Consider the following 17,127-nt stretch of genomic DNA (forward strand, 5'->3'; position numbering starts at 1 on the left):
TTGTCACAAAATTGAAACACATCTAGCGTAGCCTTATAAGATGGCCCAAAGTAAGAACCTTTTGATGTTATTCGGTAAATTTTCATTGCAAGAACAAGATAAAAAGCGGTTGTTAACAGACCGATTCGTCAAGGGGGTCGTTTCTTGTGGTGGTATTGTTGCCTTAGGTGCTTTGGTATTGCTCTTTATCTACTTGGCTTGGGTGGTGTTGCCTTTGTTTAAAGATGCTTATTTTAGCCCTAATGCCGACACCTTTGTGCTCCCCAATCAACAGGTTTTAGTCGATATCGATGTTTCCGATAGCGGAGATCAAATTCTCACCTTGTCCGAGCAAGGGCAGTTGAATATGTGGCACGTACTCAATGCTGAAAAACCGCAATTGATGCTGTCTCAGCCCCTTGCTCAGCATCCGTTCATCAGTCGCCGCGACGCCAGTCAAGACTATTTGGCGATTTTAGAGCAAGGGCAACAACTGTCTCTGTGGCAAACGCAATTTGCTCAGTTGTCCCATCAAGTCGCGCCTCAATTAACCGAGGTGCCTTTGCCTAGCCTTCACACTTATCTTGGCGAACATCCGATCGCCGATTTTTCTTTTTCGGTGATGGATCAAACGCTCATGCTGGTCACCCTCGATGACCGTGGTCAAACGTCTTTGATTCAAGCCAGTATGGGGGAGGCGGGCTTTAAACAAGAGGCACTGCTTGCCCCGTTACACAACCCCGATCAAGTGTTGCTTAGCCCTGATGGACAAACCTTGTATTTGCGAGAAGGCAATCAATTGGCGGTGATGGTGTGGCGTCAAAAAAGTTTTGTTTTACGCGAGGTGATTCGCTTGGCTAAGTCACCCAATCAAGTGGCCCACATGCAATTTTTACCCGGTGCGTATTCCTTGTTAGTGACGACAAAACGCGGTGAGGTCAGCCAGTGGTTTGACGTGCTTAAAGATCGCAAACGCATTCTGTCTAAAATTCGAACCTTTAGCCTCGGCAATGATTTGGATAGCATCGTTACCGATCATTACCACAAAGGCTTTTACGGTTTTATGCGCGATGGAACCGTCAATGGTTACTACACCACCAACCACAATCAAACCATGTCTGAGGCTTTGTTTGAGCAAGTGCCAGACTTAATTGCGCTGTCGAAAAGCGAGCAGCAATTGGTGTCCTGGCGCGATGGCGTGGTACACATTCATCAATTGAACCGCAGTTTCCCCGAGATTTCGCTGTCAGCACTGTGGCAAAAAATATGGTACGAGGGGTACCCTGAGCCGCAATACGTCTGGCAATCTTCATCGGCCAGTGATACGTTTGAGCCCAAGTTAAGTCTTGTGCCTTTGACTTTTGGCACCTTAAAAGCGGCGTTATTTGCGATGTTGTTCTCGGCGCCCATTGCCGTACTCGGCGCCATCTATACCGGCTATTTTATGTCGGTTAAAATGAGGCGCGTGGTGAAGCCGGCCATCGAGTTGATGGAAGCTTTGCCTACCGTGATCATCGGTTTTGTCGCTGGGGTTTGGCTCGCCCCTGTGGTCGAACAACATTTGTTAGCCGCGCTGCTCTTAATTGTACTGCTGCCGTTGAGTTGTGTGGTTGGCGCAGGGGTTTGGGCCTTGATACCCGTTTATTATCGGCGTGGTGTGCCCACTGGATGGCACGCCTTGATGGTAATGCCAATGATGGTCGTGTTTATTATGTTAGGCATTGCGCTTGCGCCTTCTCTTGAGCAGTGGTGGTTTCACGGCGATTTACGGGTCTTTTTCGCTCAGAATGGTATTGATTATGAGCAACGTAACGCTTTGATCGTCGGGCTTGCGATGGGCTTTGCGGTTATTCCTACGATCTTTACCATTGCGGAAGAGGCGATATTTTCTGTGCCTAAACATTTGAGTCTAGGATCGCTCGCCTTGGGAGCCACCCCTTGGCAAACTTTGATTCACGTCGTTTTGTTGACCGCCAGTCCCGGCATTTTTTCTGCCTTGATGATGGGCTTTGGCCGCGCTGTGGGCGAAACGATGATCGTGCTGATGGCAACGGGCAATACGCCGCTGTTAGATTGGAGCGTATTTGAAGGTATGCGAACCCTGTCTGCGACAATAGCGATGGAGCTTCCAGAATCAGAGGTAGGGAGCGCCCATTATCGAATTTTATTCCTCTCGGCTTTAATCTTATTGGCTTTTACTTTCGCCGTTAACTCGTTGGGTGAGTGGGTAAGGCAGCGGTTAAGAGATAGGTATCGGTCACTATAATTATGAGAAATACAGTGCGTCATTGCTTCCGTTGGTTACACCGCGGCAGCCCGTTCGTTTGGCTAACCAGTGGTGCGGTGAGCATCAGTTTGTTATCGGTTTTATTTTTAATATTAATGATTGGCTCAAAAGGCTTGGCGTATTTTTGGCCTGCACCAATTTACGAATGGCCTATCAAAACGCTCAACCAAGAACAAAGAGACAACATGGCTTTGTCGTCTCGTATTATCGGCCAGATCTACGCGACACAAGACGTTCGCAACCAACGTATCGCTGAGCCGTTACGTCAGCGTTTGGCCTTGCCAAGTGAGGGGAAGTCGGAGCGTTTGGTGATCAAGATTGCCAACCGAGAACACCATCAAAGTGATTTTGTGTCGATTTTAACTTCGCAATTAGGCACGCGGCAAAGCCCAGAAGATCTTGTGGTTTTAAAGCGAAAACAGGGGGGCGATTTTTTTGGTCGCTTGGTGGGGTTGCAGACAAACAATCACACGTTTTACACCCATTTGCCTTCTCATCTCGATGAGGCATTAGGCAATATTGCCTTGCTCGAGCGCAAGAGTCGTGAGTTGGTCGAAAAGAAAATCAAGCCTTTGGATCGCGAGCTTGCCAGTGTACATCGTCAAGAGGCGGCTTTACCAGCGAATCAAGAAAATATGAGCCCAGCTTCTGGTTTGATTTGGCAAAAAAAGCGTACTATTCACGCCCAGTTATCTGAATATCATCAGCAATTAGATCGCATTAAGCAAGACCAAATGCAATACCAAGTGATCGTCATCGATAGCTCGGATCGCCGCTTGAGTTTGCCTTTAAACCTGGTCGAACAATATTGGTTTCCCAATGCGATGACGTGGGAGGAAAAAATACGCCACTGGCTATACGGAGTCGCTCATTTCATTGTCGATGATCCGCGTGAGTCCAATTCGGAAGGCGGTATTTTTCCAGCTATTTTTGGCACGGTGTTGTTGGTTATTTTAATGTCAGTGATCGTCATGCCACTTGGTGTGATTGCGGCGGTGTACTTAAATGAATACTCAAATAACAATGTCTTTACCCGTCTTATTCGCATATCCGTGGTGAATTTGGCTGGTGTACCTTCTATTGTCTATGGGGTATTCGGATTGGGCTTTTTCGTTTATACCCTAGGCGGTAATATTGACCGCCTGTTTTATGCCGATTCGCTGCCAGCACCGACCTTTGGTACTCCGGGAATTTTGTGGTCTGCTTTAACGTTGGCCTTGTTGACGTTACCTGTGGTGATCGTCACCACAGAAGAAGGACTCACCAGGATCCCTCAATCGGTACGTCACGGTTCATTGGCCTTGGGCGCGACACAGTTTGAAACTCTGTCACGTGTTGTTTTGCCGATGGCCACCCCGGCCATGTTGACGGGGCTCATTCTTGCGATTGCGCGAGCGGCGGGCGAAGTGGCGCCATTGATGTTAGTCGGGGTCGTCAAGTTGTCCTCAAACTTACCTGTCGATGGTCAATTCCCTTATTTGCACCTCGACAGAAAGTTTATGCACCTTGGCTTTCACATTTATGATGTTGGCTTTCAGACCACTAATATCGAAGCGGCAAGGCCTTTGGTTTACGCCACATCTTTATTATTAGTGGTGATCATCGTATTGTTGAATTTAACGGCGATTCGTATTCGCAACAATTTGCGCGAAAAATACCGTATTTTGGAGCACGATTAAGATGTATTCTTTGGAGCAGCAATTAAACTTGCACAAACCGCAAGAGGTCAGTGAATTAAGTGAAGCGCAAACGGCGGTCGATATTCGTCATTTATCACTTTCCTATGGTAAGCAAAAAGCGCTGACGGATATATCGATGAAAATACCTAAGGGCAAAGTAACCGCGTTTATCGGTCCTTCTGGTTGTGGAAAATCGACGTTATTGCGCTGCCTTAACCGCATGAATGATTTGGTAGAAGGGTGTCAGGTCGATGGTGAAGTCCGGCTTCACGGACAGAATATTTACCACCGGCAAGTGGATGTATCGACGTTGCGGCGCCGAGTTGGGATGGTGTTTCAGCGGCCAAACCCTTTTCCCAAATCAATTTATGAAAATGTGGTTTATGGATTGCGTTTACAAGGCATTAAAAACAGCCGTGTGCTTGATGATGCGGTTGAACGTTCATTGCGCAGTGCCGCGTTGTGGAAGGAAGTCAAAGACAGGTTACACGACAACGCCTTTGGTTTGTCTGGCGGTCAACAGCAGCGCTTAGTGATTGCAAGAGCAATCGCCATTGAACCTGAAGTCTTATTGCTTGATGAGCCAACCTCGTCCCTCGATCCGATTTCAACCTTAACCATTGAAGAGCTGATCAACGATCTCAAATCTCAATACAGTGTGGTGATTGTGACCCATAATATGCAGCAAGCGGCTCGAGTCAGTGACTATACCGCGTTTTTACACATGGGCAAATTGATCGAGTACTCGGATGCCGATACGATTTTCACCTCACCGAAACACAAAAAAACCGAAGATTACATTACGGGTCGCTACGGTTGATTTCAAATCTTTGCAAGAGGGTAAAGTATGCAGTTTGGTCGCCATATTTCTGGTCAATTTAATACGGAGTTAGAAGCCATCCGCACCCATGTGTTAACGATGGGGGGGTTAGTTGAGCAGCAACTGGCTTTTGCGATGCAGGCGTTACACAAAGACGACCACGACTTGGCCAAACGCGTGATTCAAGACGATCACAAAGTGAATGCGATGGAAGTGGCCATTGATCAGGTTTGTACCAAGATTATTGCCAAGCGCCAGCCGACAGCCAAGGATTTGCGTTTGATCATTGCTATTATCAAAACCATCACCGATTTAGAGCGCATCGGCGATGTCGCCAGCCGCATGGCACGAGTTGTGTTAGAGTCACCCAAAGAGCAACACTTTCAAATCTCTCTTGAGCCGTTGTGCCGCAAAGCCATCCACATGCTGCACGAGGTACTCGATGCCTTTGCTCGCATGGACGCCACCGCGGCAGCGCGTTTGCATAAAACCGACGATATTCTCGATGAAGAATACGATGCGGTGATGAGGCAATTGATCGCATTTATGGCTGAAGACCCGGGTAATATTCCGTCGGTACTGCAAGTGATGTGGTCTGCACGAGCGATTGAACGCGTTGGCGACCGGTGCCAAAATATCTGTGAGTACATTATCTATTTCGTCAAAGGTAAAGACGTTCGTCATTTAAGCCCGGAAAATTTGGACGATATTGTTACCCCAGAGGCACCGAACTCCCCTTAAGGTTCACGCCATGGCCAAAGCTTGGTGAGCACTTTTACCAACGCTTTGAAAATTAAATGCTTACCCGTTTATTCGTTTGCGATTGGACTGCCTTTGTAAAATCAAGACAAACAACATACCTGCAATAAAGTTAGCAATAATCATGATGTACATGTAGCGGTCGCTTTTGCGGTAATGATGGTTGGAAATGGCGGTGACTTTGCCGTTTTCAAAGGTGATGCGAATAAAGCCCGCGACGCCGTGTTGATCGTAGATGGGCTCAACTAATTGCTGACGGCCAATTCTCGCGGTGGCCAGCGGTGTGTCGAGGCCTAAAATTTCTCTTGCTGAGCTCGCTTTGTCGCTGGCGGCGAGAGTGACCCCTTGGGCATCGTAAATGGTGGCATCGTGTACTAAGTGTTCGTGGGCCAGTTGATTGGCAAAGTCGAGCAGTTGATCTTGGTCTTTTTCTGTGATCATTTGACTGGCACTCAACGCCGCTTGAGAGATCAAAATATGGGTTAAAGTCTCAAGTTGTTTTGATTGTATACTGGCGTTGCCTTGACTGATCACCACACTGTTTTTGACGGTGAAAAATAAAATCCCCGCCAAGATAACCAAAGCGATGGCTTTAAGGGTATTGCGAACAGAAAAAAGGGATTCAGTCATGCACATTTCAATCAATAATTAAGCCAACCCACAGTTTGATACTTGCATTGATAAATTGCAATAGGGTAAGTTAGCCTTAATTCTATTCGTCTTCACAGGGAAGCATTGGTTTTGTTAACAATAAAAAAACAGACAAGGTTACTTCAACGTCTACCAGAGCAGCGAAAGGCCGCCAATATTGACAAGCGCAAAGGGCACTGGATCATTTACGGCGAGTACTTATCGCCTTCACATTTTAACGACATGGACGCCTTTACGGGTGAAACGAGTCTCGTGTTGCAAACATGGCAAGTGGGTCGTTATGAAGTGGCACTGATGTCAGGTTTTTTGACGCCCGAGCACGAAACCATTTTACAAGCGTTAAAGCTTGACTATGCCGACTTAAGTGAAGTGCCGGATTTAACCAAACCAGGCCTGATTGTGATGGACATGGACTCAACGGCGATTGAAATTGAGTGTATTGATGAAATTGCCAAATTGGCTGGTGTTGGTGAAGAAGTTGCTCAAGTGACTGAGTTGGCCATGCAAGGGGAGTTGGATTTCGAGCAAAGCTTGCGCCAACGCGTCGCAACGCTCGCCAATGCACCTGAATCTATTTTAGAAGAAGTGCGCGCTTCATTGCCCTTAATGCCAGAGCTCGAAATCATGATTGAGACCTTGCAGCAATTTGGTTGGAAAACCGCGATTGCCTCTGGTGGCTTTACGTATTTTTCTGATGAAGTAAAACGTTTAGTCAATTTAGATTTTGCTAAGTCAAATCAATTAGAAATTAAAGACGGACAGTTGACCGGCCAAGTGTTGGGCTCTGTGGTGTCGGCACAAACCAAAGCCGAAGTCCTGCTCTCTTTATGCCAAGAGTACGATGTTGAGATACACAACTCGATTGCCATTGGCGATGGCGCTAATGATCTTGCGATGATGTCTGTAGCGGGATTAGGCATTGCCTATCACGCGAAGCCCAAAGTCGAACAACAAGCTTCAGTCGCGATCCGTTATGCAGACCTTGGGGGGGTGGTCTGTATCTTAAGTGGTATCTTGGCTAAGCAGCAAAAGTTAAGCTGGTAAGTAAACTTCGCCCTTGTTGTGTCTGCAGCAAGGGCGTACCTAATTGCATCCACCTCACTCATTACACGTCTGATCAAGGCGCGAATACACCTTGTGTTCAGCGTCTTATGTATGACGACCCGCAACAGAGGTCATTACTGGGCTTAATGGGTTAACTGTAAGCGGATCAGGACTTCTTCGGTAATGTCTTCTATCTCCCCGTAGCCGACCAAATTGGTGAGCTCTCTTTCCAAAGCACTGGCTTGATGTACGCTGACTTGGGTCAAATCGTTAAGCTCTTGTTGTAGTAACAAGGTGATCGGGCTGTAAATTGGCGCCATCGACAATCTTAAAGCGATAAACTCACCCGAAATTTGGGCCGATTTGATGAAGGCAATACGCTGCTTAATATTGGTAAAGTCTTGGGCTAACTTGGTGTGGATGGCAACGGGTTTTCGGCCCAGTTTTTCTAAGCCTATGTAGATTTCAAAACTTGATGATGTTTGTTTTTCACTGCGCTTTAACGGCGTGGCCAACAAGGTGTTAGTACGATTTTTAAACAGTGGCTCTAAGGAAATATATTCTTTATGGCCAAGGTTTGACAATACATCGATGTGTTTAGGCAACGGATAAGACACGCCAATGACTCGGGTTTGAAAGCCGTGCATGCCTTTATCAATGTAAAAAGGGAAGACTTTCATCTTACTGAGCAAGGTTTGGTGCAAGGCGTTGAGCATGCCATGAGAGGGCAGTCGCTCTTCTTTTTCTTTGAGTTTGTCTTTGTTGAGCTTAAAGATGGATTTAAGAAAAGCACTGACTTTGCTGGTTTCGTCGTTTTCTTGCATGACTAACTGTATTGAATTGCCCTCATTGCTCACTTTGACCACTTTATAAGGTATGGTCGATAAGTCGAGCTGCTTACTGGCTTTGTTGAGTTCGATCATATTAATCGAAATGAGCTCACCGACGTGATAAGGCAGTGGCGATAGTGCCTGTACACTGATGCCTTTACCTGAAAAATCGACCGAATGACCCTGTACTTGCCCCTTGGTGGGATGAGTTAAGATCAGCGGGGTTTTGAAAATAAAACGCGGTTCTTTGCGTCGAGAGGTGGCATCGAAATAGACACTGCGAGGGTTGCCAACCAAGCGTCGACTCTGTCTGAACGAGTTGAGTTCTGTGACAGGTAAACGGGGCTTTTCAGACAAGAGATAATCGTTGGCCTGCTGGTGGTCGCCGATTTCTTGTAGTACTGCACAATGAGTGAGATCGTTAACACACTCGCCAAGCTCTTCTTGAAAGCGAGACAGTTGCTCTTTGTCTTCTGGGAGTAAGCGATAAAAGGACACCTGAAACACTTTCCAGCTCTCGCGTTTGGCGCCCACATGCCAAAAGAGCCTGGTCTGCTCTTGAGTCGCTTCGGTTGGGAACATCGAGTAAAAAAAGGTTTTCTGTTCGTGCTGGTGCTGAAAGGCATACAGTTTACAGCTGCCCTGAGACATATCACTGTGGGTGAGATTTTTTAGCCGCTGCGGGTGAAACAAGGTGCCGAGGACTTGTTGGCCTTGTTCATTGTGCCAATATTGCCAAATGCGTTGGTTATTGGGCGTTAACATCGCAAGCTTTAACTCATCTTGGCTAAAGAAAAGCGGTAAATGGCAAGTGTGCTTTAAAAAAATGTGTTCAAACCCTCTTGCTCGAGCACGAAGGATTTTATCTTGGTTGTCGTGTTTCAAGCGCTTTTGCGGGTTGCGCAGGGCGTCGTCAATCAAGGTGGCCAGCAAGTCTTTTTCCGAGGCTTTAACGGTGCGCAGAATTTTTATCGCGTCGTTGTCGAGGTTTTCTTCGACCGCAAGTAGGCGTAATTTTAACTTGTAATCTTGGCTTGGCGTTGCGTATTGTAGGTATTCGACAAACTCGACATCTAAAATGTCGCCGAGTTGATAGACAAACGCACTGGGGACTTTGATCTTAGCGCCAGACTCTGACATATCAATGGTCAAACCGTGAATGATTTGACCTTTGGGTAAGGTAATTTCCACTTGGGTTTGTAAGCGCAAGCGTTTTTCTTGTCGTTTTAGGTCTTGGCCCAGTTGAATTGGTTCGGCTTGAAAAGGACTGTCTTCTGAGGTGATCTGATTACTCGACGGCGCCGGAGCGCGATTTTTGGCGATAATGCGGTAGTTATTTCGAGTATTGGACAGCGCTTCCCATACCCCGGTGGTGTAACCGCCAAATTTTTTGGTTTGCTTTTGATAGTCGTTAAAAGCGACATCATCGAGCCAATGGCGTCGGCCATCAAGTCGATACTCGCGACAGTCTCCATTGACACGCCCTCGCAGGTCAATGGTGCGACCACAGGGTTCCATAAGGCGATTCAATTCGATTTTAACGATGATTTTGGCCGAAGGATGAAAATCAGCAACCAACCTTTCCAATACCTGCTCAAAATCAGGAGCGTGGTAAACAGGAATGAGGCGTTCGACAAGTGAGAGTATTTCGGATGGTTGCATTTCTTCTGATACATTTCGAATTTATAATAAGGTCATCGACAAAATACCGAGAAACTTGATTTAAATAAAGCATTAAACAAATTGTTGTGCTAATTCTGTTAAGTCACGAGCTTAGTTTCTGATATTTTTTCAATCTCTTAAATCTTCGACGAATCAAATAAGGTCTGTAATGGCAAAAGCAAAAAGAGCTTATGTGTGTAACGACTGTGGTGCCGATTTTCCACGTTGGCAGGGACAGTGCAATGCATGTGGGGCTTGGAACACAATTACCGAAGTGCGCTTGCCGGCCTCTCCCGCGGTGGCGAGGCAGGAGCGAGCAAGTGGCTATGCAGGTTCTGCCGGTGGTCAACAAGTGCAAGTTTTATCTGAGATAGATCTGCAAGAAGTCCCTCGTTTTACCAGTACCTTTAAAGAATTTGACCGTGTACTTGGCGGAGGCATTGTACCGGGAGCCGCCATCTTGATTGGTGGTAGCCCTGGGGCGGGTAAATCAACCTTGTTATTACAAACCATGTGTTATCTCTCTTCACAAATGCCAACCTTGTACGTCACCGGTGAAGAATCGCTGCAGCAAGTGGCGCTGCGAGCATCGCGCTTGGGGCTTCCTAAGCACGATCTAAAAATGCTCTCCGAAACCAATGTCGACACCATCTGCCAAATCGCAGCAAAAGAACAGCCCAAAATTATGGTGATTGACTCGATTCAAGTGATGCACGTGGCCGATGTGCAATCGTCACCGGGGAGTGTTGCTCAAGTGCGAGAGTCAGCGACAGCACTCACGCGTTACGCGAAGCAAAATAATGTGGCCGTGTTTATCGTTGGTCATGTGACAAAAGACGGTACCTTGGCCGGTCCTAAAGTACTCGAGCACATCATCGATTGCTCGGTGTTATTAGACGGCGGTACTGACAGCCGTTTTCGTACCATGCGCAGCCACAAAAACCGCTTTGGGGCGGTCAATGAACTCGGGGTGTTTGCGATGACAGAACAGGGATTAAAAGAGGTCAATAATCCTTCCGCGATTTTCCTCTCGCGGGGCGAAGAGCAAACCTCAGGCAGTTCTGTCATGGTGCTTTGGGAAGGAACGCGTCCTTTATTGGTCGAAATTCAGGCCTTGGTCGATTATTCCCAATTGGCCAACCCAAGGCGGGTTGCTGTTGGTTTGGAACAAAACCGTTTGTCATTGTTGTTGGCGGTGTTGCACAAACACGGCGGATTACAGATGGCCGACCAAGATGTGTTTGTCAATGTTGTTGGCGGCGTTAAAGTGACCGAAACCAGTGCCGATTTGGCGCTTGTGGTGGCACTGTTATCGAGTTTTAGAGACCGGCCTTTACCCAAAGATGTGGTGATTTTTGGCGAAGTTGGCTTGGCAGGGGAGATCCGACCGGTGCCAAGTGGCCAGGAACGACTAAAAGAAGCGTTTAAACACGGCTTTACCAAAGCCATTGTTCCCAAAGCAAATATGCCTAAAGGCGGCGTGCAAGGGATGGAAATTCATGCGGTTAGTAAGCTATCAGAAGCCATTGAGGCATTTGACGGACTATAAATCTTACAAAACTTAGCCGTTAAGGTTTATTTCGTCGCTGACGATCGTTAGACTAGCAGGTGATATAGATAAGCGAGGAAGTTTAGTCATCGGGTTTTTACCCAAAAGCGCCGTAAACTAAATATTTTTTCACATATGTGCTTGCAGAGCTATCAGTCTTTATAGATTGTGATATACTCTGCGCGCAATTTATACCTTATAAACAGAGTAAGACAATGGCAGATTTATCAAAGTACAGAAACATTGGTATTTTCGCGCACGTTGATGCGGGTAAAACCACCACGACTGAGCGTATCCTTAAGCTCACCGGTAAAATCCATAAAACGGGTGAAGTACACGACGGTGAGTCTACTACTGACTTCATGGAGCAAGAAGCTGAGCGCGGTATTACTATCCAGTCAGCGGCTGTAACATGTGAGTGGAATGGTCACCGCCTAAACGTTATCGATACTCCTGGACACGTTGACTTTACCGTTGAAGTTTACCGTTCTCTTAAAGTTCTCGATGGTGGTATCGGTGTATTCTGTGGTTCTGGTGGTGTTGAGCCTCAGTCAGAAACCAACTGGCGTTACGCGAACGAATCAGAAGTTGCTCGTCTAATTTTTGTCAACAAATTGGACCGTATGGGCGCTGACTTCTACCGTGTTGTCGATCAAGTGAAAAACGTTCTAGCAGCGACACCACTTGTGATGACACTTCCTATCGGTATCGAAGACGAGTTCGTTGGTGTTGTAGACGTACTAACGCGTAAAGCGTACGTATGGGATGACTCTGGTCTTCCTGAAAACTACGAAATCAAAGATATCCCTGCGGATATGGTTGACGATGTAGAACAATACCGCGAAGAGTTGGTTGAAACTGCAGTTGAGCAAGACGACGACCTAATGGAAGCGTACATGGAAGGCGAAGAGCCAACCATCGAGCAACTAAAAGCGTGTATCCGTAAAGGTACTCGTGATCTTGCGTTCTTCCCAACTTACTGTGGTTCTGCCTTTAAAAACAAAGGTGTTCAGCTTGTTCTTGATGCAGTAGTTGATTACCTACCTGCACCACACGAAGTTGAGCCTCAGCCGCTAACTCACCCAGAAACTGGTGAGCCAACAGGTGAAGTTGCGACAGTCTCTGAAGACGAGCCGCTACGCGCACTTGCGTTTAAGATTATGGATGACCGTTTTGGCGCCCTAACTTTCGTCCGTATTTACTCTGGTAAGTTGAAGAAAGGTGATACCGTTCTTAACTCTGCTACTGGTAAAACTGAACGTATCGGTCGTATGTGTGAAATGCAAGCGGACGAGCGTAACGAGCTTACTGAAGCGCACGCTGGTGACATCATTGCAATCGTTGGTATGAAGAACGTGCAAACAGGTCACACTCTTTGTGATCCTAAGCACGAGTGTACTCTAGAAGCGATGATCTTCCCAGAACCAGTAATCTCAATTGCTGTTTCTCCTAAAGACAAAGGTTCTACTGAGAAAATGGGTATCGCGATCGGTAAAATGGTTGCAGAAGATCCATCTTTCCAAGTTGAAACTGACGAAGATTCAGGCGAAACCATCCTTAAAGGTATGGGTGAGCTTCACCTAGATATCAAAGTTGATATCTTGAAGCGTACTTACGGCGTTGAGCTAGAAGTAGGTGCTCCTCAGGTTGCTTACCGTGAAACCATCACACAAGCAATCGAAGACAGCTACACGCACAAGAAGCAGTCTGGTGGTTCTGGTCAGTTCGCGAAAATTGACTACCGTATCAAACCAGGCGAGTCTAACTCTGGCTTTACGTTCTCTTCAACAGTTGTTGGTGGTAACGTACCAAAAGAATTCTGGCCTGCAGTTGAGAAAGGTTTCGCTAGCATGATGAACGAAGGTGTTCTTGCTGGCTTCCCAACTCTAGACGTTGAAGTTGAGCTATTCGACGGTGGTTTCCACGCGGTCGACTCTTCAGCCATCGCTTACGAAATCGCAGCGAAAGGTGCATTCCGTCAGTCTATGCCTAAAGCAGGTGCACAACTTCTTGAGCCTATCATGAAAGTTGACGTATTCAGCCCAGATGACAACGTTGGTGATGTTATCGGTGACCTTAACCGTCGTCGTGGTATGATCAAAGACCAACAAGCTGGCGCGACAGGTGTTCGTATTAAAGCTGACGTTCCTCTATCTGAAATGTTCGGCTACATCGGTCACTTGCGTACAATCACTTCAGGTCGTGGTCAATTCTCTATGGAATTTGCTCACTACTCTCCTTGTCCTGCTAACGTTGCAGAGCAAGTTATCGCTGAAGTTAAAGAGCGCAACGCTAAGTAATTTGTCCTTTGACAAGTTTCTGGTCATAAAAAACCCTCGCCTAGCGAGGGTTTTTTTATTAGTGAAGTCTAGAGTAACGACAGCCCATCAAGTGAGATCTTTTTCCCATAATACGAGTTTGTCGGTTGGCCAATCTTGGCCGAGTTGGTGGTAGCGCTGTTCAAGCACATGACGTTTGATTTTGAGCGTAGGGGTTAATATGCCATTGTCGATACTCCAAGGGGTATCAACGATCAAAGCCCCTTTGATTTTTTCGTGACTATCGAGTGTTTGATTAAACTTGTGCAGATGTTCAGTGAGGCTTTTTTGATAGCGCTCAGGATCGAAAGACGACATCTCGGGCACCACCACCAACAATATAGGGGCTGGCAGCCCTAACCCAATCAAGCACAACATGTCTGCACGCACGACATCGGCGAGTTTTTTTTCAATCGGCACCGGAGCAACAAACTTGCCTTTGGCTGTTTTAAAGGTATCTTTTTTGCGACCTTGAATGAACAGGTACCCTTCGTCATCGAGATAACCAATATCTCCGGTGTGTAACCATTCATCGGTGAAGCTCTCATTCGATGCTTCTTGCTGTAGATAATAACCCGAAAACACCCCGTGAGAGCGCACTAAAATCTCATCATCGTCGGCAATGCTTATCTCTACTCCAGGCCCCGCTTGGCCGACACTGCCCACTTTATCACGCCGGTAGGGAAGGTTTAATGTGCTGTAAGCAAAGGTTTCCGTCATGCCCCAAGCTTCACAAATCGGTAAATCTAGCCGGTCGAACCACAACAACAAGGAAGGAGAAACCGGGGCAGAGCCACAGCCGAGCAAGCGGGTTGAGGCAAGCCCTAACCCCTTGGCAATCTTTTGCTTGATCAGGCGATTGACCAAAGGGATGGCCAATAATAGTGATAACTTGGTTGGCGGAAGTTTTTCTTCGATGCGTTGCTTAAACAAGGTCCATAATCGCGGCACCGAAATAAATAACGTCGGTTGATGGGCTTTCAGATCGTCGACAAAGGTGTCGAGTGATTCAGGAAATGCCGTACAAGCGCCAGTCATGATGGAGGTGCCAAAGATATAGACACGCTCGGTGATATGAGCAAGCGGTAAATAGGAAAATAACCTGTCTTCGCCGGTCGCTTCAATCAGGCCAATCAATTTCTCGACAGACCAAATAAAGGCGCCATAAGTCAGTAACGCGCCTTTAGGGGTTCCCGAGGTCCCTGAAGTGTAGACAATCGACATTAAGTCATCGTCATGATGCGTTGGTACGCCTTGATAGGGTTGGGCGGACTCAATTAAATCGCGAAAGTGCTTTTGACAAATCGGCGCGCTGTTGTAGGGCAAGGCAATTGAGACAATGTCTGGGTGTTGGTGAATGACCGCTTGAGTGGCGCTGTTATCATCGAGTTTACCCGCAACGATCACCTTAGCTTCACTGTGCTCAATACAGTAATTGATGGTCTCTTCATTGGCCGTTGGAAAAATCGGCACACTGACAAAGCCCCCCATCATAATCGCGAGGTCGACAATGAACCACTCGGCGCAGTTTTTCGACACTAAGGCCACTCGGTCGCCGGGCTCAAGGCCCAAAGAGTGTAAAACACTGACAAAGCACTGAACTTCACGAGCGACTTGGGCAAAGGTATAGTCGACAAATTGGCGCGAAGCGCGTTGCCGCAGATAGCATTGATCTGGCTTAGATTGTGCCCAATTTAGCAAAGCGAGATCGGGTGTTAAAGTTTCACGTTCCTGGTTCGGTTGCATAGACGCCCCCTTCTATGATTATTGTTATTATTGATTACTATAGAAGAGTGGTGAAATTTTGTCGTTTGTTTATCGCTTTGTGAGCATCATACAGTGATCTCAGTCAGCAACTGATCGATTTGTGTGAGGTGATCGGCGCTGATGCCGGGGTTGCGAGAATACAGCGGCGCGTAACGATCGTCTAGCCAACCGTGTTGCCATCCTTGAGTATGAGCAATAAAGTGCTCGGCAAATTCAAGCGAAAACGATAAACACCCGGAAAGAACGGTATCGAGGTAGCTCAGTGCGATCGGTGATTGTGGATTGGGCGGTGGCGAGTTAGGTTGGATATAGACCCAAACTTGGCAGTTGTCTGTTAAGGGGACGTCACTGTCGATGTGATGATTATCAAGCGCAACGCGCTGATAACCCCGTTCTCTTTGATCGAACAACGCTAAATCTTGTGGTTCGATGACCATTAAGACGCCGTTGGTTTGCCCCTCACCGAGTTTGGCGACGAGAGGCGAGAGCGAATAACTGCGATCGATACTGCCCCAGTAGCGAACCAGGTTGTTGACCACGGCTGGGTATGTCTCGCCAACCTGACCGGTCAGTTGTCTCGATTGTTGATTGATCAAACTGCCGTAGCCGAATAGATACTGTGTCATAGGTTTCCTTTTGTCTTGATTTACACCAATCTCACTCAATAGCGGGTCACCCTAGCAGGTTAAAAAACTCGATAACATCGTTGTGAAAATAACGGGTAAAACAACGACTCACAGTCTTGTATTTACAAGCAAATAGGTTGCCTTGTTCTCAAGCTTGATTCTGCGCACTCATTGGCCACAGACTTAATCAGATTGGTATTACTCTTTGTCGAACATGCGCAGTCGCTTGAGGATCCACACTTCGATGGCAAAAATGCCCAAGAGCGCGATACAGAACAACACAAACGCAATGGGTGAGTCGGTGCCAGGAATACCGCCAACGTTCACGCCAAGTAAGCCGGTTAAAAAACTGGTAGGAAGAAATATGGCCGCAATCACAGAAAACAAGTAGGTGTTATGGTTCATTCTTTCCGCGTGATATTGTCGCAGCTCCCCTTTGATGATTTCAAGCTCACCTAAATAGAAATCCAATGTTTCGTTAATACGAGTAATGGTATTGAGCGCCTGGCGTAGGTGCAAACTGTCTGATTGAAGTGACGGCAGCTCAGCTTCTTTTAGATCGGCAATCGCGTATTGTTGCGGCTTGATAAAACGCTTCATTTTTAACAAGGCCTTATGAGTTTGCATCATAGGCTCACTCATCTCTAGCTCACTGTCATAGACTTCGATATCGTCTTCAAGCCCTTGTAAAAAATCATCAATATTTCGATTTAATCCATTGATCATTGCCAGTAGCAATCGGTTGAGGCTCTGTGGCCCTTGGCCTTGTTGCAACTGGTTTTGAATGGATTGAACGGTTTTTGAGGGCGTACGGCGCACTGAAATGATCGCGCCTTGATAATAGAGAATACGCAGGCTGAGCATATCTTCCGGGTTGGCATTGTCGTTGAGATTGACGCCGCGCAAAATCAACACAAAATCTTGCTCACTGAGCATATCGAACATCGGGCGAGTATCATGGGCAAGTAAGCTGTCAATCGCGGCTTGTGGCACATTGTTTTGACTGAGCCACTCAGTGATCCCTTGGGCATCGCGGTGACAGTGATACCAATGATTGGCTTCAATCATTGGGTTATTGGTCGGCTTATATTGTGGGGTTTGGTCTTCGGTGAAGCCCCAGTGATGAATTAAAAAGTCAGTCATGCTAGATCCTTTA

At 46.9% G+C, this 17,127-nt stretch carries 12 protein-coding genes; 7 read left to right on the top strand and 5 right to left on the bottom strand.

The features are described 5' to 3' along the window. The first annotated feature begins 64 nt into the window (after window positions 1–64). Genes AB0763_RS03985 through phoU form a run of 4 tightly spaced genes read left to right on the top strand, consistent with a single transcriptional unit; the run spans window position 65 to window position 5,506 of the window. Window positions 65–2,245: an ABC transporter permease subunit gene (locus AB0763_RS03985; RefSeq protein ID WP_306101532.1), complete on the top strand. Its 2,181-nt coding sequence runs from the start codon at window positions 65–67 to the stop codon at window positions 2,243–2,245. A gap of 2 nt (window positions 2,246–2,247) precedes the next feature. Continuing rightward, the gene (gene pstA, locus AB0763_RS03990; protein WP_306101531.1) at window positions 2,248–3,945 is read left to right on the top strand and encodes a phosphate ABC transporter permease PstA; all 1,698 of its coding nucleotides are present in this window, start codon (window positions 2,248–2,250) and stop codon (window positions 3,943–3,945) included. A gap of 1 nt (window position 3,946) precedes the next feature. Continuing rightward, on the top strand, window positions 3,947–4,765 hold the full coding sequence (gene pstB, locus AB0763_RS03995; protein ID WP_306101530.1) for a phosphate ABC transporter ATP-binding protein PstB: 819 nt from the start codon (window positions 3,947–3,949) through the stop codon (window positions 4,763–4,765). 27 nt (window positions 4,766–4,792) lie between these two features. Then, on the top strand, window positions 4,793–5,506 hold the full coding sequence (gene phoU / locus AB0763_RS04000; protein WP_306101529.1) for a phosphate signaling complex protein PhoU: 714 nt from the start codon (window positions 4,793–4,795) through the stop codon (window positions 5,504–5,506). A gap of 60 nt (window positions 5,507–5,566) precedes the next feature. Here phoU and AB0763_RS04005 read toward each other — a convergent pair whose 3' ends face one another. Next, window positions 5,567–6,154: a YtjB family periplasmic protein gene (locus AB0763_RS04005; RefSeq protein ID WP_306101528.1), complete on the bottom strand. Its 588-nt coding sequence runs from the start codon at window positions 6,152–6,154 to the stop codon at window positions 5,567–5,569. Between the two features lie 84 nt (window positions 6,155–6,238). On the opposite strand from AB0763_RS04005, the gene serB reads away from it, so the two are divergent. Next, window positions 6,239–7,219, top strand: a complete 981-nt coding sequence (gene serB / locus AB0763_RS04010; protein WP_306101556.1) for a phosphoserine phosphatase — start codon at window positions 6,239–6,241, stop codon at window positions 7,217–7,219. A gap of 143 nt (window positions 7,220–7,362) precedes the next feature. On the opposite strand, the gene AB0763_RS04015 is transcribed toward serB, so the two are convergent. Then, window positions 7,363–9,711: a PilZ domain-containing protein gene (locus AB0763_RS04015; protein WP_306101527.1), complete on the bottom strand. Its 2,349-nt coding sequence runs from the start codon at window positions 9,709–9,711 to the stop codon at window positions 7,363–7,365. A gap of 169 nt (window positions 9,712–9,880) precedes the next feature. Between AB0763_RS04015 and radA the strand changes: the two genes are divergently transcribed. Together radA and fusA are read left to right on the top strand one after the other, a co-directional pair. Further along, complete coding sequence (gene radA / locus AB0763_RS04020) at window positions 9,881–11,260, top strand: DNA repair protein RadA (protein WP_306101526.1); 1,380 nt, start codon at window positions 9,881–9,883, stop codon at window positions 11,258–11,260. 215 nt (window positions 11,261–11,475) lie between these two features. Then, entirely contained in the window at window positions 11,476–13,560 is a 2,085-nt protein-coding gene (gene fusA / locus AB0763_RS04025; RefSeq protein WP_306101525.1) for an elongation factor G, read from the top strand. An 87-nt stretch (window positions 13,561–13,647) separates the two neighbouring features. Here the strand turns inward: fusA and AB0763_RS04030 are convergent, their stop codons facing one another. The 3 genes from AB0763_RS04030 to AB0763_RS04040 form a co-directional block, all read right to left on the bottom strand. Then, a complete protein-coding gene (locus AB0763_RS04030; protein WP_306101524.1) occupies window positions 13,648–15,324 on the bottom strand; it encodes an AMP-binding protein in 1,677 nt (558 codons plus the stop codon). Window positions 15,325–15,410: 86 nt separating this feature from the next. Beyond that, a complete protein-coding gene (locus tag AB0763_RS04035; RefSeq protein ID WP_306101523.1) occupies window positions 15,411–15,971 on the bottom strand; it encodes a gamma-glutamylcyclotransferase family protein in 561 nt (186 codons plus the stop codon). Window positions 15,972–16,169: 198 nt separating this feature from the next. Then, complete coding sequence (locus AB0763_RS04040; protein ID WP_306101555.1) at window positions 16,170–17,039, bottom strand: zinc transporter ZntB; 870 nt, start codon at window positions 17,037–17,039, stop codon at window positions 16,170–16,172. Window positions 17,040–17,127: the final 88 nt, after the last annotated feature.

Origin of the sequence: Vibrio sp. HB236076 (genome assembly GCF_040957575.1) — a bacterium.
Lineage (GTDB): Bacteria > Pseudomonadota > Gammaproteobacteria > Enterobacterales > Vibrionaceae > Vibrio.